The sequence below is a fragment of the Terribacillus aidingensis genome (genome assembly GCF_900215625.1).
GTDB classification, from domain to species: domain Bacteria; phylum Bacillota; class Bacilli; order Bacillales; family Amphibacillaceae; genus Terribacillus; species Terribacillus aidingensis.
Genome location: NZ_OBEK01000001.1, coordinates 487,691 through 505,056, shown reverse-complemented (window position 1 = coordinate 505,056; position 17,366 = coordinate 487,691). Strand labels below are relative to the sequence as shown.

Below are 17,366 nucleotides of genomic sequence, written 5' to 3'. Positions count from 1 at the left end.
CGCTCTGTCTTTTCTCTTCACTTCATTTTCAGCAGCCGCTTTTGCATCCAAATCGCTGCCTGCATCCCATCTCCCATAGCAATGCTGACTTGCTCAGAATGCACGGTTACATCACCGGCCGCCCACACACCTTCTACGTTCGTTTCTTTCGTACGGGGGTTGTTTTCAATATGATTGTTTTTATGAAGCTCCACACCTAAAGACGCTGCCAAATTACTGTTCACCCGATTCTTCCCAAATGCCACAAAAGCTTTCTCTGCCCACAGCTTCTCTCCATCTGTCAGGCGAAATCCTTCTAAGCCGCCACTTTCATCTAGCACTGCCTCTTCAATAGACTGTTCATAATATTCAATGGAATGCAGCTTCAGCTTTTCAAATGTTTCCTCACTCACAGGTTCTTTTTCATGATTGATGAAAATAACATCATCAGACCAGTATGTCAGCATCACTGCTAATCCCGCTCCCGCTTCACCAGTACCTGCGACCACCGTTCGCTTGCCGCTTATCTCATACCCATCACAATCCGGACAAACATATACATCTGTTCCAAGCAATGGATACAAACCTTTAACCGGGATCCGATCTGTTATTCCAGTAGCAAACAAAAGCAATGCTGCATCATGGGATTGCCCATCAGCAGTTTTGACTGTGAAGCCGTGTTTCCACTTTTCCACTTCCACTGCCTCCTGCTGCTCGACACGAATACCGCCATAAGTATCTATTTGTTTTCGCCCAAGTTTCAGCAGATGATTTCCTGATACACCATCCGGCCAGCCAATTAAGTTATGGTAGCTTTGACACCAATGTGATCTGCCATCATTTCGTTTATCCAGCAGCAGGACATCTCGCTTATATCGGCCAAATTGGATGGCAGCTTGAACTCCTGCGATTCCGCCGCCTATTATAATTACATCATGCATATACTTGCACCCCTCCTATTAATCCTTTCATTGCACACTCTACAGCAGTGTTTCCGCTCCGTCAGCATATAGAACACTTCCTGACATATGACCGGCTGCGTCTGACGCTAGAAAGCAGACAATGGACGCTACATCTTCCGGTTTTCCAGGTTTTCCTTTCAGCGGATGCTGCCCTTTAGGGAAAACTTTCGGAATTTCTATCTCCGCTAAATGCGCTGTATCCTTTTCTGTTCTCTCTTCAATGTTCGTCTCAATGCCTCCCGGACATACGACATTCACCCGAATACCATATGCCGACAGCTCAAGCGCAGCCATTTTCCCGAAAGCTGTCTGCGCTGCTTTGGAGGCACTATAAGCACTCATACCAAAGCCTGAAAACGTACGATTACCATTTATTGAACTGGTAATGATGACACTGCCGCCTTTTTCTTTCATGTAAGGAATGGCGTTCTTTAGTGTCAGAAAGGTACCCTTCGCATTTGTACCAAGCGTCTGGTCCCAGTCTTCTTCCGGCAAATGCTCAATCGGGGAAAGTGTCCCATTAATACCTGCATTAGCAAACACAATATCCAGCTGCCCAAATTGATCAATCGTTTGTTTAAACATCTGTTTCAGCTGCTGGCTGTCAGTAACATCTACTGTTGATGCAATTGCTGATCCGCCTGCAGCCTCGATATCAGCAGCCGCATCCTTTACAGTGTCTTCATCCATGTCAAAAAGACCTACACGCACACCTTTGGCCGCCAGCATGGCTGCCGCGGCTCTTCCAATACCTGAGCCTGCTCCGGTCACAATTGCCACTTTTCCATCCAGCGATGCTTCCATCCCGTCATCCACTCCTTTATGTATCTACTAGTTATTTCCTTACTCTCTATGAAGTAAAACCCTTTCTGTATAAAAAAAGAGTGTATCTGCTGAGATACACTCCATGTCGTTAATCTTTTAAAGCTAAATGAATATGTGCCAAATGATGTTTGCCATGCCAAGCATAGATACCTATATTCTCTTTCAGGCTGACTTCCTCTCTTGTCCCCGGATGAATAAATGTTCGCTGAAGCTGCGCCGGGGTGAGCGTGCGCAGCAGAACAACCCATTTACGGTGAATGGAAGCAAGCAAGTCCAGGGCGGACTGCACAGGCATTTCATAATCAGGCAGCTGTGCCCAGCTCGCCTCATCGTATGGTTTTATAACAGGTTTTTCTTCTGTTAACGCCAGTTTGAAACGTACAAAGGAATTCAGATGACTATCAGCCAAATGATGCACAAGCTGCCTAATATTCCATCCTCGTTCTCGGTAGGTACGTTGAAGCTCGAGTTCTGAAAGCTTGTTTACCAGCTCGCACACCTGTTTTGGAAGCTGATCTATTTCTTCTATCCATTGTTTTGTCTGTGATGCTGAACTATCTCCCTCTACACGAAACTGCCCAATCGGATGTCTTCTGTCCATCTGATTACCTCCCCGCTCTTTTAACTAATTTTAACAGAAAAAAGACCGTACCGAGTAGGTACAGTCTTTTTTTAAGTCAGGATACTTGCGAAGCAGCATTGGGTGCTGTAATCCGGCCTTCTGTTTCTTTATCGAAGAAATGCACTTGTTCCATATCAAATAGTAATGTGCGCTTATCTTTGCCTTTAATATCCGAGCGGGCATCAACACGTGCTACAAATTCTTCTCCTTCAACACTTGCATACAGGAAGCTCTCCGCACCCATTAATTCAACTACATCAATCGTTGCTTCTACTTCATGTGCATGTGCAAGACTTTCCTCGTAGTCAGCATCGTGGATATGTTCTGGTCTGATTCCCATCACAATCTCTCCGTTGCCGTAGCCTGCATCCTGCAGCATTTTTCTTTTTGCCGGCGGAAGCTGGAACGTCACATTGCCAAGCTTGGCCTTGCCTTCCTGAATAGTAACGTTGAGGAAGTTCATAGATGGAGAACCAATAAAACCGCCAACGAACATATTGTTAGGGTTGTCGTAAACATCCTTTGGTGCCCCTACTTGCTGGATGATCCCATCTTTCATCACAACTAGTCTGCTTGCCATTGTCATCGCTTCCGTTTGGTCATGTGTAACATAAATTGTGGTCGTCTGAAGGCGCTGATGCAGCTTTTGGATTTCTGCTCGCATCTGTACACGGAGTTTGGCATCTAAGTTGGAAAGCGGCTCATCCATAAGGAAAACTTTTGCGTCTCGGACAATCGCGCGACCAAGCGCAACACGCTGGCGCTGACCGCCGGAAAGCGCTTTCGGTTTTCGGTTTAAGTAATCTGTCAGCCCAAGAATACGGCTTGCTTCCTGTACACGTCTGTCTATCTCATCTTTTTTGTATTTACGCAATTTCAAGCCGAATGCCATGTTATTGTATACATTCATATGCGGATACAACGCATAGTTCTGGAATACCATTGCAATATCCCGGTCTTTCGGCGGGACATCATTCATACGTTCTCCGTCTATATAGAAGTCACCGCCAGAGATTTCTTCCAGGCCGGCAATCATTCGTAATGTGGTTGATTTTCCGCAACCGGAGGGACCGACGAACACGATGAATTCTTTATCATCTATCTCTAGGTTAAAATCTTCAACCGCCGTAACATTCTTGTCGTAGACCTTCTGGATACCGTTCAACTGTAGCTTTGCCAATGTAAGCGCCTCCTTTATTGTATACTCTTACTTTACCGTGTTTCTCCTGTAATTGCTATTTGGCAGTTGCACAAAATGTAAGCGCTTTTATTGTGCGGAATGTTAAAAACAAATATGGTTAATAAGAAACATGCAGTGTAAGAACTACCACTTCGGCAATACTCCGCTTTATGCGGGCACAGCCTCAGCTCTCGCCGAAATTTCACCGCTGTTAGGCACTTAACTCGCGCTGCCCGCCGAATCTCCACATTTTTCCTGAGTTGGTTGAACTCCCTCCTACACAAGAGGCTATAGAAAATTACGAACTAGTTTTAAACGCGAGCAGCCTTTAAGATAGCGGAGTGTATTTTTGAAGCGATGCTTACCATATTTATTAGCTAAAAAGACTATTGTCCCCGCTTCACCATATTGCCTTCTTCAAGCAGAAGCGTATCATCCAGATGGACAGTTGGTGCTTTTACGACGCAGTCAATATGGACGCCTGCCGCAATTGTTCCGCCGAATGTGTTGTTGCTGCCAAATGCAATGTGGATGGTTCCGTATACTTTTTCGTCTTCCAATACGTTACCGGTAATTCGCGCTTTTTCATTGGTACCAACGCCAAACTCAGCTACACAGCGTCCTTCTCCTTCCCCAAGCATATGAAGCAGTCTCTCTCCTTGCCGTCCGCTGGCAGCTGTCAAAAGTCCTTCCTCGATTGTAAGAAGTACTGGCTCTTCTGCTTTTCCCAGGCCGGAAATAGAGCCGTCGATCCAAATTCGGCCAGATGCTGTCCCTTCCAGCGGTGCAATATATGCCTCTCCAGAAGGCAGATTACCCGATTGCCCATTTTCACGGTAGACGCCTGTGCTAGCTACACCATTACGTCCTTGAATAGAAAAGGTTAGCACTTCTCCACCTTTTGATACGGTAACCTTTTGGGCTTGGTCCAGTTTTTGAGAAACATTATATGTCAGTTTTTCTACTGTATCGTAATCAGCGCTGATAGCTCCCTCCAGAAACATATCATATGTAATGCCTGGCATCGTTGCGACGCGGACACCCGCTGCTGCTGCATCTTTCTTGGCTGTCGTATGTGTTAAAGAATGCTCCGTAATACAGACCGCTACATCACAATGTTTCATTGCTTCTGCCACGCCGCTTGGAGGCTCTTCTCCTGACTTCTCTCTGTCCTGTATCACAAGCATGAGCGTTTCTGCTCCAATTGATCTGCCGGCTGCGTACAATGCTTCTGCCAGCTCTTTCTTGCTGTCATCCGTCACAATAAGCAATGTTTCCTCTTTTTTCAGTGCCAAACTGCTGCGCAGTACATTCTTGCTATTCTCCACTAACTTACTCCCCATGAAGGCACCTCCTCTTGTTTCTTCCTATTATACACAAAGAAAACCGCCTGATTAAGCAGACGATTTTCAAAATTAGATAAATAAAAGTAAACTCACAGCCATTACCATCATACCGCTGATTAATCCGTAAATGGATGTGTGTCCTTCATCGTATTTCTTTGCCGCTGGCAGCAAACCATCTAGTGAAATAAAGACCATAATACCTGCTACCGCTGCGAAAATCACACCGAACATGACGTCGTTTAAGAATGGCATAAGAACAAGGTAAGCCAGCACAGCACCTACAGGCTCTGAAAGGCCAGACAAGAAGGAAAGGCCGAACGCTTTCTTTTTGTTGTTGGTGGCAAAATATACCGGAACCGCAACAGCAATCCCCTCTGGTATGTTATGGATGGCAATTGCAATGGCAATCGCTACTCCCAGTGATGGGTCTTGTAACGCAGACGTAAAAGTAGCGATACCTTCCGGGAAATTATGAATAGCAATTGCGAGTGCCGTAAAAGTTCCCATCTTTAGCAAGGCCTGGTTGTGCGCTTGATTGTCCATGTCTTCCACTTTTTTGCCTTCATGCGGATTGGATTGATTAGGAATCAATTTATCAATTAGAGCGATAAGAAGCATTCCGCCGAAGAATCCACCAACTGTCGCCCAGTTGCCTGCTTGTGCGCCAATCGCACCCGTCAAGGCATCCTTTGCTTTAACGAAAATCTCCACCATCGAGACATAAATCATTACACCAGCCGAAAAACCGAGACTGAGTGATAGGAATTTCGTATTTGTTGTAGAAGTAAAAAATCCCATCAAGCTGCCTATGCCAGTGGCGAGGCCAGCCATCAGTGTTAAACCTAGAGCCAGTAAAACATTTTCGTCCATCATTGCCCTCCTCGTTCTGCTGTCCATCTGTTTCTTTTATTATGCACTATATCAATAAAGTTTCACAGTAGAAACTTTTAAGCAGTATTACAACCCTTCTTCCCTTCCTACTATATGGTGAAGCATCTAGGAAGTTTCCAAAAAAATAGCTGGCAATCTCGTTGCCAGCCTTTGTCATTTCAGTGTTTCGACAAACTCCATATTGACTAGCTCTTCGTACTTATAGTCTCCCTTATAAACCCCTGTCTTTGTCACAACATCCATCGTTTTATCGGTAGCTTCTTCGGTAATATAACCATCCTCACTCCAAAGCTTATCTGCGTATGCCCGATCTAAGGAAGCTTGAAGACTTGCTTCATCTGTTGTGGGGAATTCTTCCTTCAATACCCGCATTCCGACTTCTTCATCTTCGTTGACAGTTTTTAAAGCTTTCGTCATTGCTTTAACAAATTTCTGTACTGTTTCCGGATCTTCATCAATTGTAGACTGCTTCACACTAATAACAGAGTATGGGTAATCACCCAAGCTAGGGAATCCATAGAAAGGTTCCCCCCAAACGCCTTTTTCAATACCTTCATAGATTTGCGGCTCTGCTCCATTTGCAATATCTGCTTGCCCGTTTTCCACTAAAGAGACAACAGCACTTGCATCTGCGGGTTCCTCTAGCAGAACATCCTTCCCTGGCTCTAAGCCAAGTTCCATGATTAAATAGCGTGTAAGGAGGTTGGGACTGCCTCCAAAGCGGCCTGCAGCAATTGTTTTTCCTTGCAGAAAAGCAGCCAGCTCTTCATCAGAAGCGCCTGCAGGAGGCGATTCGCCGCCGGCCATCAAATAGACATTGGCCCGGTTAACAACATTGACAACAGAGACGATTGGATCCTTGCTGTCTATATTCGCTAAAGCATTTGAATCGGGACCAGCTATATTGCCCCAGGCATCTCCGCTCACAACTGTTGTTACATGTGCTCCGCCAGTTGCTGTAACGACTTCTACATCCAGACCTTCTTCTTCAAAATATCCTTCATGAATTGCCGTGTACAGAGGCAGATAGCCCGTCAAATGCACCGGTTCTGCAATCGTCAGCTTTTTTAACTTTTCTTCTTTCTCTCCTCCTGTACACCCTGCAATACCCAGCAAAACAGCCAAACACAGAATGCCTAGTAACCGGATCTTTTTCATGCAGACACCTCCTATTGTTTTGGTTCCTGCCCGCGAAGCAGCAGCTTCTCGAGACTAACTGTCCCGGCGTACATAAGCAGCGATAAAATAGATAACACACAAACACCGACCCACACAAGGTCAATATCCAATATTTGGCCTGCATACAAAATCATTCGTCCGATTCCTTGGCGGGAACTAATAAATTCTCCGACAATCGTACCCGCCAGCGCCAAAGCGATATTGATTCGCAAACTGCTTACAATCCACGGCATCGCAGTCGGCACAACTACTTTGGTAAATACATGTCTGCGCTTTGCTCCCAAGGAATACAGCAGCTTCTCCAAATCTTCATCTACTGCTTTAATTCCGCTATGAGCAGCAAGTGCAGTAACAATGACGGTCATCAAGAAGGCCAGCATCACTTTTGAAAAGAAGCCGATGCCGAATAAGATGACGATAACAGGTCCAAGTGCTATTTTGGGTATGGCATTGAATGCAATCAAGTAAGGTTCTGAAATTCTGGAATAATAGGCAGACCACCAAAAAGACAATCCAATCAGCGAACCGAAAAATGTACCTGAAGCAAAGCCAGCTAGTGTTGCAAGTGATGTATAAACCAAATCACTCCAAAGCGTTCCCTTCAGGAGTGCAACTTTAGCAGTTTCATAGATTGTGCTCGGACTGCTCCAATAATAAGAATCCATGACCCCTATACGAGTAAGAACTTCCCATAAAACAATTACTAGAATACCTATACTAAGCTGCCCCGCTATAACAATCCGCTTCATCCGCTGCCGGCGTTTTTTCTCATCTTCGATATACCGATTCTTCTCAGGCTGTGTCATTCTCATCTGGTTCCTCTCTAAGCAAATCCAGCAATGTTTGCTTTAGTGTGATAAATTCATTCGACAGCAGCGTCCCCTCTCCTCGCGGCCGCTCCAGCTCCACGTGAACCTTCGCCTTCAACTTACCTGGACGCTGGGAAAGCACGTAAATGTCATCAGATAAAAAGATCGCTTCATCGATGTCATGCGTCACAAACAAAATCGTCTTCTGAAAATCTTCCCAAATCTTCAACAGCCAGCTCTGCATTTGCAACCTTGTCTGCGCATCCAGTGCTCCAAATGGTTCATCCAGCAAAATAATATCCTGGTCATACAACAGCGTTCTAAGCAAAGCCGCCCGCTGGCGCATCCCCCCGGACAACTCAGGCGGATAGTTATCCTCAAACCCTTCCAAACCATATCTTTTTAGAAGCGGCAATGCTCTTTGCCTTGCATCTCGCTTTGACACTCCTTTAATCTCCAGGCCAAGAATGATATTATCTAAAATCGTCCGCCATGGCAGCAGCAAGTCTTTTTGCAGCATATAACCAACGTATCCGCTCTTGCCGACAATATTTTTGTCGTCTAAAAGAATCTCGCCAGTAGTCGGTTTGATAAGTCCAGCAATCATATTGAAGAGTGTCGATTTGCCGCAGCCACTTGGGCCAATAATACTGACAAAACGCCCCGCTGGGATTTGCATCGTAGTTTCCTGCAAAGCCACTACTTCCTGGCCGTCACGTCTAAATATCTTGCTAGCTTCTACGACTTTTAATTTATACATAGCGCCACTCCTGTCATTTCTATAAATCCATCATACGCAAACGCCCGGTAAATGATGACAAATTCACAGCATGTCCAGCACAAGTTTCTTATTTTCTGCAAAAAGCATAAAAAAAAAAGCCTGCACAGTCAGATATGCCACGCAACACATCACCTGTACAAGCTATAGAACAAGCCGAACAATGCATCCTGCTTGCAAATGAGAGGGATTAACCGAGAACATGACGAAAGCTGCCTGTTGGTTACCATCGTTGTTACCCGAAAATCTTAATGTAACTTTACCATAGGGAATCTTGCATGACAGCAAACTTGTAAGATTATGTGACGACCTTTTTTAAGAAGGAGAAAAAGCTCTAGAATGACTGCCGCGACAGCTATCCTTCCACAAAAGAATCCAGACTCACACATTACTCATCGTTCATGTGTAAGTCCGGATTCGCTTTTCCCTATTGATTCTATACGAATATTAATTACAAAACTTTGCTCAAGAATGCCTGTGTCCGTTCTTCTTTTGGATTGCTGAAGATTTCTTCCGGCTTAGCTTCTTCAACGATGTAACCGCCATCCATGAACAGGACACGGTCTCCCACTTCCCGGGCGAAGCCCATTTCATGTGTAACGACAATCATCGTCATTCCTTCTTGGGCTAGCTGCTTCATCACTTCTAAAACTTCACCGACCATCTCCGGATCGAGTGCGGAGGTTGGTTCATCAAACAGCATGACTTTTGGTTCCATGCATAATGCACGGGCAATTGCGACACGCTGCTTCTGTCCGCCGGAAAGCGAATCCGGATATACATGCGCTTTGTCTTCTAATCCTACTTTACGCAGTAATGCCAGCGCTTTGTTTTCTGCTTCTTTCTTCTTCCATTTACGGACAACCATTGGTGACAGCATAATATTTTGCAATACCGTCTTATGCGGGAACAAATTAAACTGCTGGAATACCATGCCGACATCCGTCCGTACTTTGTTGATGTTCACTTTTTTGTTTGATATATCTGTTCCTTCTATATAAACGTGGCCATCTGTTATATCTTCGATGCGATTGAGACAGCGAATGAAGGTAGATTTGCCGGAACCAGATGGCCCAATTACAACAACAACTTCTTTTTCTTGTATTTCGACGTTAATGTCCTTCAGCACCTCGAGCTCGCCGAACGACTTTTTTAGATTTTTTACGCTGATCATCTGTTGCATACTTCCTTTCTAAAAAGCTCTGTACATATGATAATACTAAACAAACAACAAAATATAAAACAGCAACAGACAAGTAAGGCTCCCAAACTCTGGAATAAGATCCGACTGCAACTTTCCCCCAATAGAACAATTCCGGAGCTGCAATAACGGCTCCTAGCGAAGAATCTTTCACAAGCACAATAAATTCGTTTCCAAGCGGCGGAATCATTCGTTTAAAAGCCTGAGGCAGTATAACGTGACGCAGCACTTGTGCATGACTCATACCTAAGCTGTAGGCTGCCTCCCGCTGTCCCTTATCAATGGAATTAATACCGGCACGGAAAATCTCCGCGATATATGCGGCTGAATTAAGCGCCAATGCGACAATAAGTGATATCAATGGTTCTGGCGGTTTTATGAAAATAGGCATAACTGCAAAATGAATTAAGAAGATTTGTACGAGCAGCGGTGTACCTCTGAAAACATTCACATACCAAATGAACGGCAATCTAAGTATCGGATTGGATAAACTCTTTCCCATCCCAATTACTAAACCGATGATAGCCCCAACTACGAATCCTATCAGCGATGCAAGGATTGTATACCCAAGTCCTCTCATAAAGAAAGGCAAATATTCAATAACAATTTCCCATTTGAAATCCATTTCTCTCACCTCAGTATAACTTATAAAACAAAACGTAAATATAGCGTAACGGATATCATCGTTACGCTATAAGGGAACTAGTTATGGCTGTGCACTTTCTAACGCCTCGATATCAGGTGTGCCTTCAAACCATTCTGAATATATTTCTTCGTATGTCCCGTTTTCCATAATCGTTTGCATTGCTTCATCTATTGCTTCTTTATGTTCACTGCCCTTTGGAAGCAGGATGCCGTAATATTCCTGCTCAAAGCTATCTTTATCATCTATTAATGTAAGATTGGCATCCGGATTGTTTTTCACATAATGCTGTGCAACACCGTTATCCGTTATGACCACTTCAACGTCGCCATTCTGCAATGCCATCATTGTAGCTGCCGAAGACTCATATTTGGAAATGTCTGTGCTGTTCTCGCCAACAAGCTGCTGTGCGGCGCTGTCACCTGTTGTACCATTCTGCACACCGATTTTCATGCCTTTAATATCCTCAGCTGATTGAATATCTGTGCCTTCTGTCGTTGCAATAGTTTGCATTGCTTCAAAATAAGGGGCAGAGAAATCATACGTTTCTTTACGCTCATCCGTGATTGTGATACCAGCTGCGCCTCCAGCCAGTGATTCATCTTTTACACCAACAAGCATTGGATCCCAGCCCGTATTTTTAAATTCATAATCAAGCCCAGCTTCTTTCATAACAGCATCGAGCAAATCGGCATCAAATCCGACAACCTTGTCACCTTCCATCGATTCAAAAGGAGCAAATGTTGCTTCTGTACCGAAAGTAAGCGTCTCCTTGCCTGAACCGCTTGATTCATTATTAGATACACATGCGCTTAAAAATATAACACTAAAAAGTCCAGTAACTAGCATAAGCTTCTTAACTGTTTTCATTGTCTATCTCCCTTTTCTATCTATTTAGTAAACTTGCATTAAAATCTATAATTATTCATTTCTATGCATTTATTCTACATAACATCTTATGTCTTGTAAATATAAAAATAGAACTAATCGTTTCTTTTTAATTATTTTCCACGTTTAAATTATCAGTAAATTATGATTTTATGATACAGTGCATGTATATAAAGGAAAGCAAGGGATACCTATGCACCCACCTCATTCCATATTCGCCAAGGAATTTGAACAGCTCTTGGATTTGCAGCAATTCCGAGAAGCGCTTTTCTTCCTTAAACAGGATAATGAGGCAACAACGAAAGATCAGATGGAAGTAACTGAAGTGGAATCTCCTCCTTTTCATGAAGCGAATCAAGCTGCTTTTTTCAAAGACAAACTGGCGGCTTTCAGCTTGGATAACCTAAAAACGGATAGCGTAGAAATGTATACGGTATTCGTAAAGGCACAGGGAATGGACCGTCTGTTATTATCGCTGCCCACCTGTATACTGTCTTCCCTGCTGGGACCAATGCAGCCGCCCGGGTGGAGGATGGTATCGTTTATGCACCGGCAATGGAGACGATGGCCGCGGCTTGGCTGTACTTCTTCCCTTATTGCGGTCATTCGATGAAGATAATATTATTTTTCTTGCAGATGTTGGAGAAGAAGATTTAGACGATCTACGCGGAATGAAGAGGTTCTACAAATGTGGATGGCTTATCTCTGTAAGCCGGGAGCTCCTGGTGACTTGATTTATTGCGGCGTGGGCAGCCAAGAGCGGACATAGCTTCGGAGAATTTGGCAACTCAAGTGCTATCCATGCAGCAGGACGCGCTATTGCTGCATTGGCATCTATGACTGTACCTCAGAATCCGAAAACAACTTATAATGCAGGAACAATCCATGGCGGCACATTAATTAATACAATTACTTCAGATGCAGACTTTCAGCTTGATTTACGTTTTCTATTTCCAGCCAACCACTTACGGAGTTGGAGGATTAGTACTTATTCACAATGCAGCTCGAAAGGAAATTGAAGCCTGCGTGCAGCCAGGCAGTATCACTGTTTCAGCAGAACTTGTCGGAGACAGACCAGCTGGGAGTCAGGCTGAAGATGCTCCAATTCGCCAAATTGCCCTGCGCGCTGCTGACTTTCTTCGTATAGAAGTTACAATGGAGGAACCGCTCAGTACAGATGCGAATGTACCCTCTCGCACTCGGCGGTGGCGGAAATAGCGGCGGACATCATACATCAGAACAGTTTTATGATCAAACAGACGCTTTTTACGGTCCGCAGTGAATCCTTTTAGTTCTGCTAGGGAAGACCGGTAAAAAGATAAAGTGCATCCTTTACTTCCAGTCCGAGAAAAAAATAAGCAAAAGCCAGCACGGCTTTTGCTATTTTTTAGGCATGCGAAGGATAATCGTACTGAATATCGTCCCATTTACGTGAATATTTCACACTCAAGTCGACACCTTCAAAATACCATGCATCCGACCGCTCAACAAAGTATGTAATACCTTGTACTTCCACACTCGAAATCGGATCATTTGGCTGCTCTGCAGATATGCCAAGTGAAAAACCTTCTTTAATGCCTCCAAATCCGCCATAACGCACATAAAAACGTACTGCACTGCCGGGTTCAAGGTCCATTTCTTGAATAAACCAGTTTGAAGCTGGTTTAGTAATAGATATTTGCATAATTTCACCCCTTTATACAACTATAACAAATAGTGACAGCATGTACCTCATTCGACAAAAATCAAACGAAGTCGTTGATAATTATTAATAAAAAGTTTACAATCTTTTAGGGGTAGTTTACAAAAAAATAATATTTACTATTCCCTGAAAGTAACTTATTCAAACACCATTCGGAGGTTAAGTAATGTTCAAGAAGAAACAAGACAAGTTTTCTTTGCTGCTTACCGATATCGCAAAGAATATTGATAATACTGCAGATTACTTTGTTACGTATAAAGTGAAGGACGAATCTACCCTTTCTGAGTTCTCAAATAAGCTGAAGGAATATGAAACAAAAGGTGACCAGCTTGTACATACAATTATTAAAGAACTGAACCATGCCTTTATCACACCTATCGAACGAGAAGATATCTTGCAGCTGACAAATAGCTTAGACGATGTCCTTGATGGGATGGAAGAATTCTCTGGGATGATGGATACTTATGGCATTTATTCTTCCGACAGTTATATTGATCAATTCTCAGGTGAAATTCGCTCTTGCGCTAAAGAAATTATGACAACAATTGAATTGCTTTCCCTAAATAAACTAAAAGACATTCAAGCACATGCTATTAAGATTAAAGAGCATGAGCAAAATTGCGATACAATTTTCCGTAAGTCTTTAAAGCAGCTTTTCCAAAATGAAAAAGACCCGATTAAGGTTATTCAATACAAAGAGCTTTACTATATCCTGGAAGAGATTGCGGATAGCTGCCAATCTGTAGCAAACAATCTTGAAACCATTATCATGAAGAATGCGTGAGGAATAACTAATGGATGTATTATTACTAATCACCATTCTAACTGTCATATTTGCTCTTGCTTTCGACTTTATCAACGGATTTCATGACACAGCCAATGCGATTGCAACATCTGTTTCTACCAAGGCTTTAAAACCAAAACATGCAATCATTATGGCAGCTATCATGAATTTCGTCGGTGCAATGACTTTTACTGGAGTTGCAAAGACGATTACAAGTGATATCGCCAATCCTGATAATATTGTAAATGGATCTGTCGTAATTTTAGCAGCTCTAATAGCCGGGATTGCATGGAACTTAATTACTTGGTATTACGGTATACCAAGCAGTTCCTCTCACGCTATCATTGGTGCTTTAGCCGGAGCAGTCATTGCTTCCAGCGGTTTTGCTACTTTAAACGGCAGCGGGTTTATAAAGATTTTGCAAGCATTGATTCTTTCTCCAATCCTTGCTTTTGTTGTAGGTTTTATTTTATATAACATCATTAAACTGATCTTCCGGGAGAAAAACCTGCCGAAAACAAACAAAAACTTCCGCCGGGTACAGATCTTGACTGCTGCACTTCAGTCGTTTACCCACGGTACGAATGACGCGCAGAAAGCGATGGGAATCATTACGATGGCCTTGATTACTGCTGGGCTTCATACATCAAGCGATATTCCGCTTTGGGTGCAAGCATCCTGTGCGACTGCAATGGGACTTGGTACTTCTATCGGCGGCTGGAAGATTATTAAAACAGTTGGCGGTAAAATCATGAAAATTCGTCCAGTAAACGGTGTAGCTGCCGATTTAACTGGAGCATTCATTATCTTTGGTGCAACCTTTATCCACTTGCCAGTAAGTACGACGCATGTTATTTCCTCTTCTATCATGGGGGTAGGATCTGCACACCGTCGTAAAGGAGTTAACTGGGGGACTGCCAAGCGTATGGTTATTACGTGGGTTATCACGTTACCAATTACGGCTAGCTTAGGAGCATTAATGTATGCCATCTTGAATATTTTCTTCTAAAAAGAAGTGCACGCTTGGACCAGCCAAGCGTGCTTTTTTCTTAGCCTATTAATCTTTACGCAAATTCCTTGCCCAAATATTACCCACTGTTTGCATCGCTTGTACCAGTACAATCAGGACAATAATAACCACATACATTACGACAGGCTCAAAACGTAAATGTCCATATTGATAAGCCAAATCACCAAGTCCTCCGGCACCAACAAGTCCCGCCATTGCTGTAGCTCCAATTAAACCAATTGTAGCAATTGTCAAACCAAGGATAATGGTAGAGCGTGCTTCTCTGACAATAACACTCCAGATTATTTTTATTGTAGGGATGCCCATCGATTCATACGCTTCTATAACGCCTTTGTTCACTTCCAGCAGCGCCGATTCCATTAAACGAGCAATATAAGGTGCTGTATAAACAACAAGAGGCAGAATAACTCCCTCCACCCCAATTGTTGTTCCAGCTACAAACCGCGTTACCGGAATTAATAGAAACAGAAGGATAATGAACGGTATCGAACGAATAACATTTATAATAGCATTCGCAATCGAATAAAATGCCCGATTTTCTGCCTGGCCGCCTTTACGTGTCATTACGAGCAGAATACCTAAAGGAAGTCCAACTACAATTGATATTGCCAATGGGATGGCTGTCATCAAGATGGTTTCCCATAGCGCTTGCGTAATATCAGCACCCCACTCTGTCCAGAATTCCGCTATCATGACGCCACCTCCTCAACCGTTATCTCACGTTCCTCTAGGTAAGAGATAGCTTTCTCAACTTCAGCAGTATCACCTTGCAGATGAATGAGCAGTTTCCCAACGGAGTTTGCTTTCAGCTGATCAATTCCGCCTGCTAATATACTTGGAACGACCTCGTATTTCTTTGTAATCGCTGCAAGAAAAGGCTCACTGGAAGAACTACCAATGAAGGTAAGCGAAATAATCCGACCTGTTGCGCTAAGTCCTTTCTTGATGCTATCCGGAACTTTGAAGTTAGCATCGTCAAAGACAAAGTCCTTTGTCTGCGGGTGCTGCGGCTTTGTGAACACATCAATCACCGAGCCTTCTTCCACTAACTCTCCTTGATGCATAACACCTACACGATCACAAATGCGCTGAATAACATCCAATTCATGGGTAATCAAGAAGATCGTGATCCCCAATTCTTTATTCACACGCAGCAGCAGTTCTAAAATCGAGGAAGTCGTATTTGGATCTAGCGCACTAGTTGCTTCATCACTTAACAAGACCTCTGGTTCCTGAGCAAGCGCTCTAGCAATTGCTACCCGCTGCTTCTGTCCGCCAGATAATTGAGCTGGATATACATGTTGCTTTTCTTCCAGTCCGACAATTTTCAAATACTTCTCCACGCGCTCGTTGATTTCGTGTTTGGGAACTTTACTAAGCTTCAGCGGACGAGCTACATTCTCGTATACAGTGGCTGTCGAAAGCAAATTAAAATGCTGGAAGATCATACCGATTTTGCTTCTCTCTTTGCGCAGCTGCCCTTTTTTTAGCTTCGTAAGATCTACTCCGTCTATCAGTACTTCTCCTTCGGTCGGACGTTCCAGTAAGTTAGTACAGCGGATCAGGGTACTTTTACCTGCTCCGCTGAATCCGATCACGCCATAGATCTCACCTTTTTTAATTCTTAGGGAGACATCTTTCAATGCCTCCACAGTTTTCTTGCCAGTGGTAAAGGTTTTGGTTACATTCATTAATTCGATCAATTCACTTCCCCCTTACCAGCTTGGAACGACAGATCCGCTGAATTCTTCTTCTACAAATTGTTTCATTTCATCAGATTGATAGATATCTTTCAGCTTGCCTACAATCTCATCATCTTTATTAGCTGTTCGAACAACAAAGTAGTTAGACCATGGATTGTTCTCTGTATCTTCAGCAAAGATGGCATCATCCTTAATTGTTAATCCTGCACCCATTGCAAAGTTTGTATTAATTGTTGCTGCTTGAACTTCTCCCAATTGCGCTGGCAATTGTGCCGCATCCAATTCTACGATTTCCAGATTAAGCGGATTCTCCACTACATCTTTTGCAGTTGCCGTATTCGTTGCTTCCGGATCAACTTTTAACACACCAGCTTGTTCAAATAATTTCAGTGCGCGGTATTCGTTCGCCGGGTCATTCGGTACAGCAATTTTATCGCCTTCTTTTAGTTCTGAAATGTCTTTAACCTTTTCAGAGTAGATACCCATTGGAAACGTTAGTGTTTTGAATACTTCTGTTAGTTCATAGCCTTTATTTTCTTTCTGATCTTCCAGGAAGGTCAACGTCTGGTAACTGTTGGCATCCAGACTTCCTTCATCTAATGCACTGTTTGGCGTATTGTAGTCGTTAAACGTTTTAATTTCTACTTCAATTCCTTCATCAGCTGCAAGTTCTTTTACCTTTTCCATCACTTGCTCATGCGGTCCGCCAGTAGCTCCTACCAAGATTTTGTCCTCTGCTAGTGCACCAGAAGTGTCATTGCCGCAAGCTGCTAAAAATAATGCTAATAGTCCAATAAGTCCGAAGCTTAAGATTTTTTTCATGTTTATCTCCCCTTTTCTTAGC

The 17,366-nt window shown here is 43.4% G+C and carries 21 protein-coding genes; 5 read left to right on the top strand and 16 right to left on the bottom strand.

Annotation, left to right across the window (positions count from 1 at the left end; all coding sequences use genetic code 11):
- Positions 1 to 17: 17 nt before the first annotated feature.
- The 12 genes from CRO17_RS02465 to CRO17_RS02410 all read right to left on the bottom strand — a co-directional run bounded on the left by CRO17_RS02465 (position 18) and on the right by CRO17_RS02410 (position 11,285).
- Entirely contained in the window at positions 18 to 920 is a 903-nt protein-coding gene (locus CRO17_RS02465) for an NAD(P)/FAD-dependent oxidoreductase (RefSeq protein WP_097038925.1), read from the bottom strand.
- Positions 921 to 959: 39 nt separating this feature from the next.
- Positions 960 to 1,745, bottom strand: a complete 786-nt coding sequence (locus CRO17_RS02460; protein ID WP_097038923.1) for an SDR family oxidoreductase — start codon at positions 1,743 to 1,745, stop codon at positions 960 to 962.
- 109 nt (positions 1,746 to 1,854) lie between these two features.
- Entirely contained in the window at positions 1,855 to 2,367 is a 513-nt protein-coding gene (locus CRO17_RS02455) for a YfiT family bacillithiol transferase (protein WP_097038921.1), read from the bottom strand.
- A 76-nt stretch (positions 2,368 to 2,443) separates the two neighbouring features.
- The gene (locus CRO17_RS02450) at positions 2,444 to 3,568 is read right to left on the bottom strand and encodes an ABC transporter ATP-binding protein (protein WP_097038919.1); all 1,125 of its coding nucleotides are present in this window, start codon (positions 3,566 to 3,568) and stop codon (positions 2,444 to 2,446) included.
- 386 nt (positions 3,569 to 3,954) lie between these two features.
- Positions 3,955 to 4,911, bottom strand: a complete 957-nt coding sequence (locus CRO17_RS02445; protein WP_097038917.1) for an aminopeptidase — start codon at positions 4,909 to 4,911, stop codon at positions 3,955 to 3,957.
- A gap of 72 nt (positions 4,912 to 4,983) precedes the next feature.
- Positions 4,984 to 5,784 (bottom strand): zinc transporter ZupT, encoded by an 801-nt coding sequence (gene zupT, locus CRO17_RS02440; protein WP_097038915.1) that lies wholly within the window; start codon positions 5,782 to 5,784, stop codon positions 4,984 to 4,986.
- A gap of 174 nt (positions 5,785 to 5,958) precedes the next feature.
- A complete protein-coding gene (locus CRO17_RS02435; RefSeq protein WP_097038913.1) occupies positions 5,959 to 6,963 on the bottom strand; it encodes an ABC transporter substrate-binding protein in 1,005 nt (334 codons plus the stop codon).
- Between the two features lie 11 nt (positions 6,964 to 6,974).
- Entirely contained in the window at positions 6,975 to 7,790 is an 816-nt protein-coding gene (locus CRO17_RS02430) for an ABC transporter permease (RefSeq protein WP_097038912.1), read from the bottom strand.
- Positions 7,777 to 8,553 (bottom strand): ABC transporter ATP-binding protein, encoded by a 777-nt coding sequence (locus CRO17_RS02425; RefSeq protein ID WP_097038910.1) that lies wholly within the window; start codon positions 8,551 to 8,553, stop codon positions 7,777 to 7,779. Before CRO17_RS02425 ends, CRO17_RS02430 begins: the two co-directional genes overlap by 14 nt.
- Positions 8,554 to 9,022: 469 nt before the next feature.
- Positions 9,023 to 9,745, bottom strand: a complete 723-nt coding sequence (locus tag CRO17_RS02420) for an amino acid ABC transporter ATP-binding protein (protein ID WP_097038908.1) — start codon at positions 9,743 to 9,745, stop codon at positions 9,023 to 9,025.
- Entirely contained in the window at positions 9,684 to 10,397 is a 714-nt protein-coding gene (locus tag CRO17_RS02415) for an amino acid ABC transporter permease (RefSeq protein ID WP_097038907.1), read from the bottom strand. Before CRO17_RS02415 ends, CRO17_RS02420 begins: the two co-directional genes overlap by 62 nt.
- Before the next feature lie 81 nt (positions 10,398 to 10,478).
- Positions 10,479 to 11,285 carry a basic amino acid ABC transporter substrate-binding protein gene (locus CRO17_RS02410; RefSeq protein ID WP_097038905.1) on the bottom strand — a complete coding sequence of 269 codons (807 nt, stop codon included), beginning with the start codon at positions 11,283 to 11,285 and terminating at the stop codon, positions 10,479 to 10,481.
- A gap of 211 nt (positions 11,286 to 11,496) precedes the next feature.
- Between CRO17_RS02410 and CRO17_RS02405 the strand changes: the two genes are divergently transcribed.
- From CRO17_RS02405 to CRO17_RS02395, 3 genes are all read left to right on the top strand, one after another.
- Positions 11,497 to 11,916 (top strand): hypothetical protein, encoded by a 420-nt coding sequence (locus tag CRO17_RS02405; RefSeq protein ID WP_097038902.1) that lies wholly within the window; start codon positions 11,497 to 11,499, stop codon positions 11,914 to 11,916.
- A 124-nt stretch (positions 11,917 to 12,040) separates the two neighbouring features.
- Positions 12,041 to 12,322 carry a peptidase dimerization domain-containing protein gene (locus CRO17_RS17995; RefSeq protein WP_097038900.1) on the top strand — a complete coding sequence of 94 codons (282 nt, stop codon included), beginning with the start codon at positions 12,041 to 12,043 and terminating at the stop codon, positions 12,320 to 12,322.
- Positions 12,237 to 12,521 carry a hypothetical protein gene (locus tag CRO17_RS02395; protein WP_143595982.1) on the top strand — a complete coding sequence of 95 codons (285 nt, stop codon included), beginning with the start codon at positions 12,237 to 12,239 and terminating at the stop codon, positions 12,519 to 12,521. Before CRO17_RS17995 ends, CRO17_RS02395 begins: the two co-directional genes overlap by 86 nt.
- Before the next feature lie 169 nt (positions 12,522 to 12,690).
- Here the strand turns inward: CRO17_RS02395 and CRO17_RS02390 are convergent, their stop codons facing one another.
- The gene (locus CRO17_RS02390; RefSeq protein WP_097038895.1) at positions 12,691 to 12,987 is read right to left on the bottom strand and encodes a HesB/YadR/YfhF family protein; all 297 of its coding nucleotides are present in this window, start codon (positions 12,985 to 12,987) and stop codon (positions 12,691 to 12,693) included.
- A 184-nt stretch (positions 12,988 to 13,171) separates the two neighbouring features.
- Here CRO17_RS02390 and CRO17_RS02385 point away from each other — a divergent pair, with 184 nt between their 5' ends.
- Both CRO17_RS02385 and CRO17_RS02380 read left to right on the top strand, forming a co-directional pair.
- On the top strand, positions 13,172 to 13,789 hold the full coding sequence (locus tag CRO17_RS02385; protein WP_097038892.1) for a DUF47 domain-containing protein: 618 nt from the start codon (positions 13,172 to 13,174) through the stop codon (positions 13,787 to 13,789).
- A 10-nt stretch (positions 13,790 to 13,799) separates the two neighbouring features.
- The gene (locus tag CRO17_RS02380; protein ID WP_097038890.1) at positions 13,800 to 14,798 is read left to right on the top strand and encodes an inorganic phosphate transporter; all 999 of its coding nucleotides are present in this window, start codon (positions 13,800 to 13,802) and stop codon (positions 14,796 to 14,798) included.
- 48 nt (positions 14,799 to 14,846) lie between these two features.
- On the opposite strand, the gene CRO17_RS02375 is transcribed toward CRO17_RS02380, so the two are convergent.
- The 3 genes from CRO17_RS02375 to CRO17_RS02365 are packed head-to-tail and all read right to left on the bottom strand — an operon-like array spanning position 14,847 to position 17,344.
- A complete protein-coding gene (locus tag CRO17_RS02375) occupies positions 14,847 to 15,512 on the bottom strand; it encodes a methionine ABC transporter permease (RefSeq protein WP_245864559.1) in 666 nt (221 codons plus the stop codon).
- Positions 15,509 to 16,522 carry a methionine ABC transporter ATP-binding protein gene (locus CRO17_RS02370; RefSeq protein WP_097038889.1) on the bottom strand — a complete coding sequence of 338 codons (1,014 nt, stop codon included), beginning with the start codon at positions 16,520 to 16,522 and terminating at the stop codon, positions 15,509 to 15,511. Before CRO17_RS02370 ends, CRO17_RS02375 begins: the two co-directional genes overlap by 4 nt.
- 12 nt (positions 16,523 to 16,534) lie before the next feature.
- Positions 16,535 to 17,344: a MetQ/NlpA family ABC transporter substrate-binding protein gene (locus CRO17_RS02365; protein WP_097038887.1), complete on the bottom strand. Its 810-nt coding sequence runs from the start codon at positions 17,342 to 17,344 to the stop codon at positions 16,535 to 16,537.
- Between the last annotated feature and the right edge of the window lie 22 nt (positions 17,345 to 17,366).

Bases quoted from the DNA above. Each gene is read 5' to 3' on its own strand.
- CRO17_RS02365 (WP_097038887.1), bottom strand. From the start codon at position 17,344: ATGAAAAAAATCTTAAGCTTCGGACTTATTGGACTATTAGCATTATTT.
- CRO17_RS02380 (WP_097038890.1), top strand. From the start codon at position 13,800: ATGGATGTATTATTACTAATCACCATTCTAACTGTCATATTTGCTCTT.
- CRO17_RS02390 (WP_097038895.1), bottom strand. From the start codon at position 12,987: ATGCAAATATCTATTACTAAACCAGCTTCAAACTGGTTTATTCAAGAA.
- CRO17_RS02460 (WP_097038923.1), bottom strand. From the start codon at position 1,745: ATGGAAGCATCGCTGGATGGAAAAGTGGCAATTGTGACCGGAGCAGGC.
- CRO17_RS02375 (WP_245864559.1), bottom strand. From the start codon at position 15,512: ATGATAGCGGAATTCTGGACAGAGTGGGGTGCTGATATTACGCAAGCG.
- CRO17_RS02455 (WP_097038921.1), bottom strand. From the start codon at position 2,367: ATGGACAGAAGACATCCGATTGGGCAGTTTCGTGTAGAGGGAGATAGT.
- CRO17_RS02410 (WP_097038905.1), bottom strand. From the start codon at position 11,285: ATGAAAACAGTTAAGAAGCTTATGCTAGTTACTGGACTTTTTAGTGTT.
- CRO17_RS02405 (WP_097038902.1), top strand. From the start codon at position 11,497: ATGCACCCACCTCATTCCATATTCGCCAAGGAATTTGAACAGCTCTTG.
- CRO17_RS02435 (WP_097038913.1), bottom strand. From the start codon at position 6,963: ATGAAAAAGATCCGGTTACTAGGCATTCTGTGTTTGGCTGTTTTGCTG.
- CRO17_RS02425 (WP_097038910.1), bottom strand. From the start codon at position 8,553: ATGTATAAATTAAAAGTCGTAGAAGCTAGCAAGATATTTAGACGTGAC.
- CRO17_RS02445 (WP_097038917.1), bottom strand. From the start codon at position 4,911: ATGGGGAGTAAGTTAGTGGAGAATAGCAAGAATGTACTGCGCAGCAGT.
- CRO17_RS02465 (WP_097038925.1), bottom strand. From the start codon at position 920: ATGCATGATGTAATTATAATAGGCGGCGGAATCGCAGGAGTTCAAGCT.
- CRO17_RS02385 (WP_097038892.1), top strand. From the start codon at position 13,172: ATGTTCAAGAAGAAACAAGACAAGTTTTCTTTGCTGCTTACCGATATC.
- CRO17_RS02430 (WP_097038912.1), bottom strand. From the start codon at position 7,790: ATGACACAGCCTGAGAAGAATCGGTATATCGAAGATGAGAAAAAACGC.
- CRO17_RS02415 (WP_097038907.1), bottom strand. From the start codon at position 10,397: ATGGATTTCAAATGGGAAATTGTTATTGAATATTTGCCTTTCTTTATG.
- zupT (WP_097038915.1), bottom strand. From the start codon at position 5,784: ATGGACGAAAATGTTTTACTGGCTCTAGGTTTAACACTGATGGCTGGC.
- CRO17_RS02420 (WP_097038908.1), bottom strand. From the start codon at position 9,745: ATGATCAGCGTAAAAAATCTAAAAAAGTCGTTCGGCGAGCTCGAGGTG.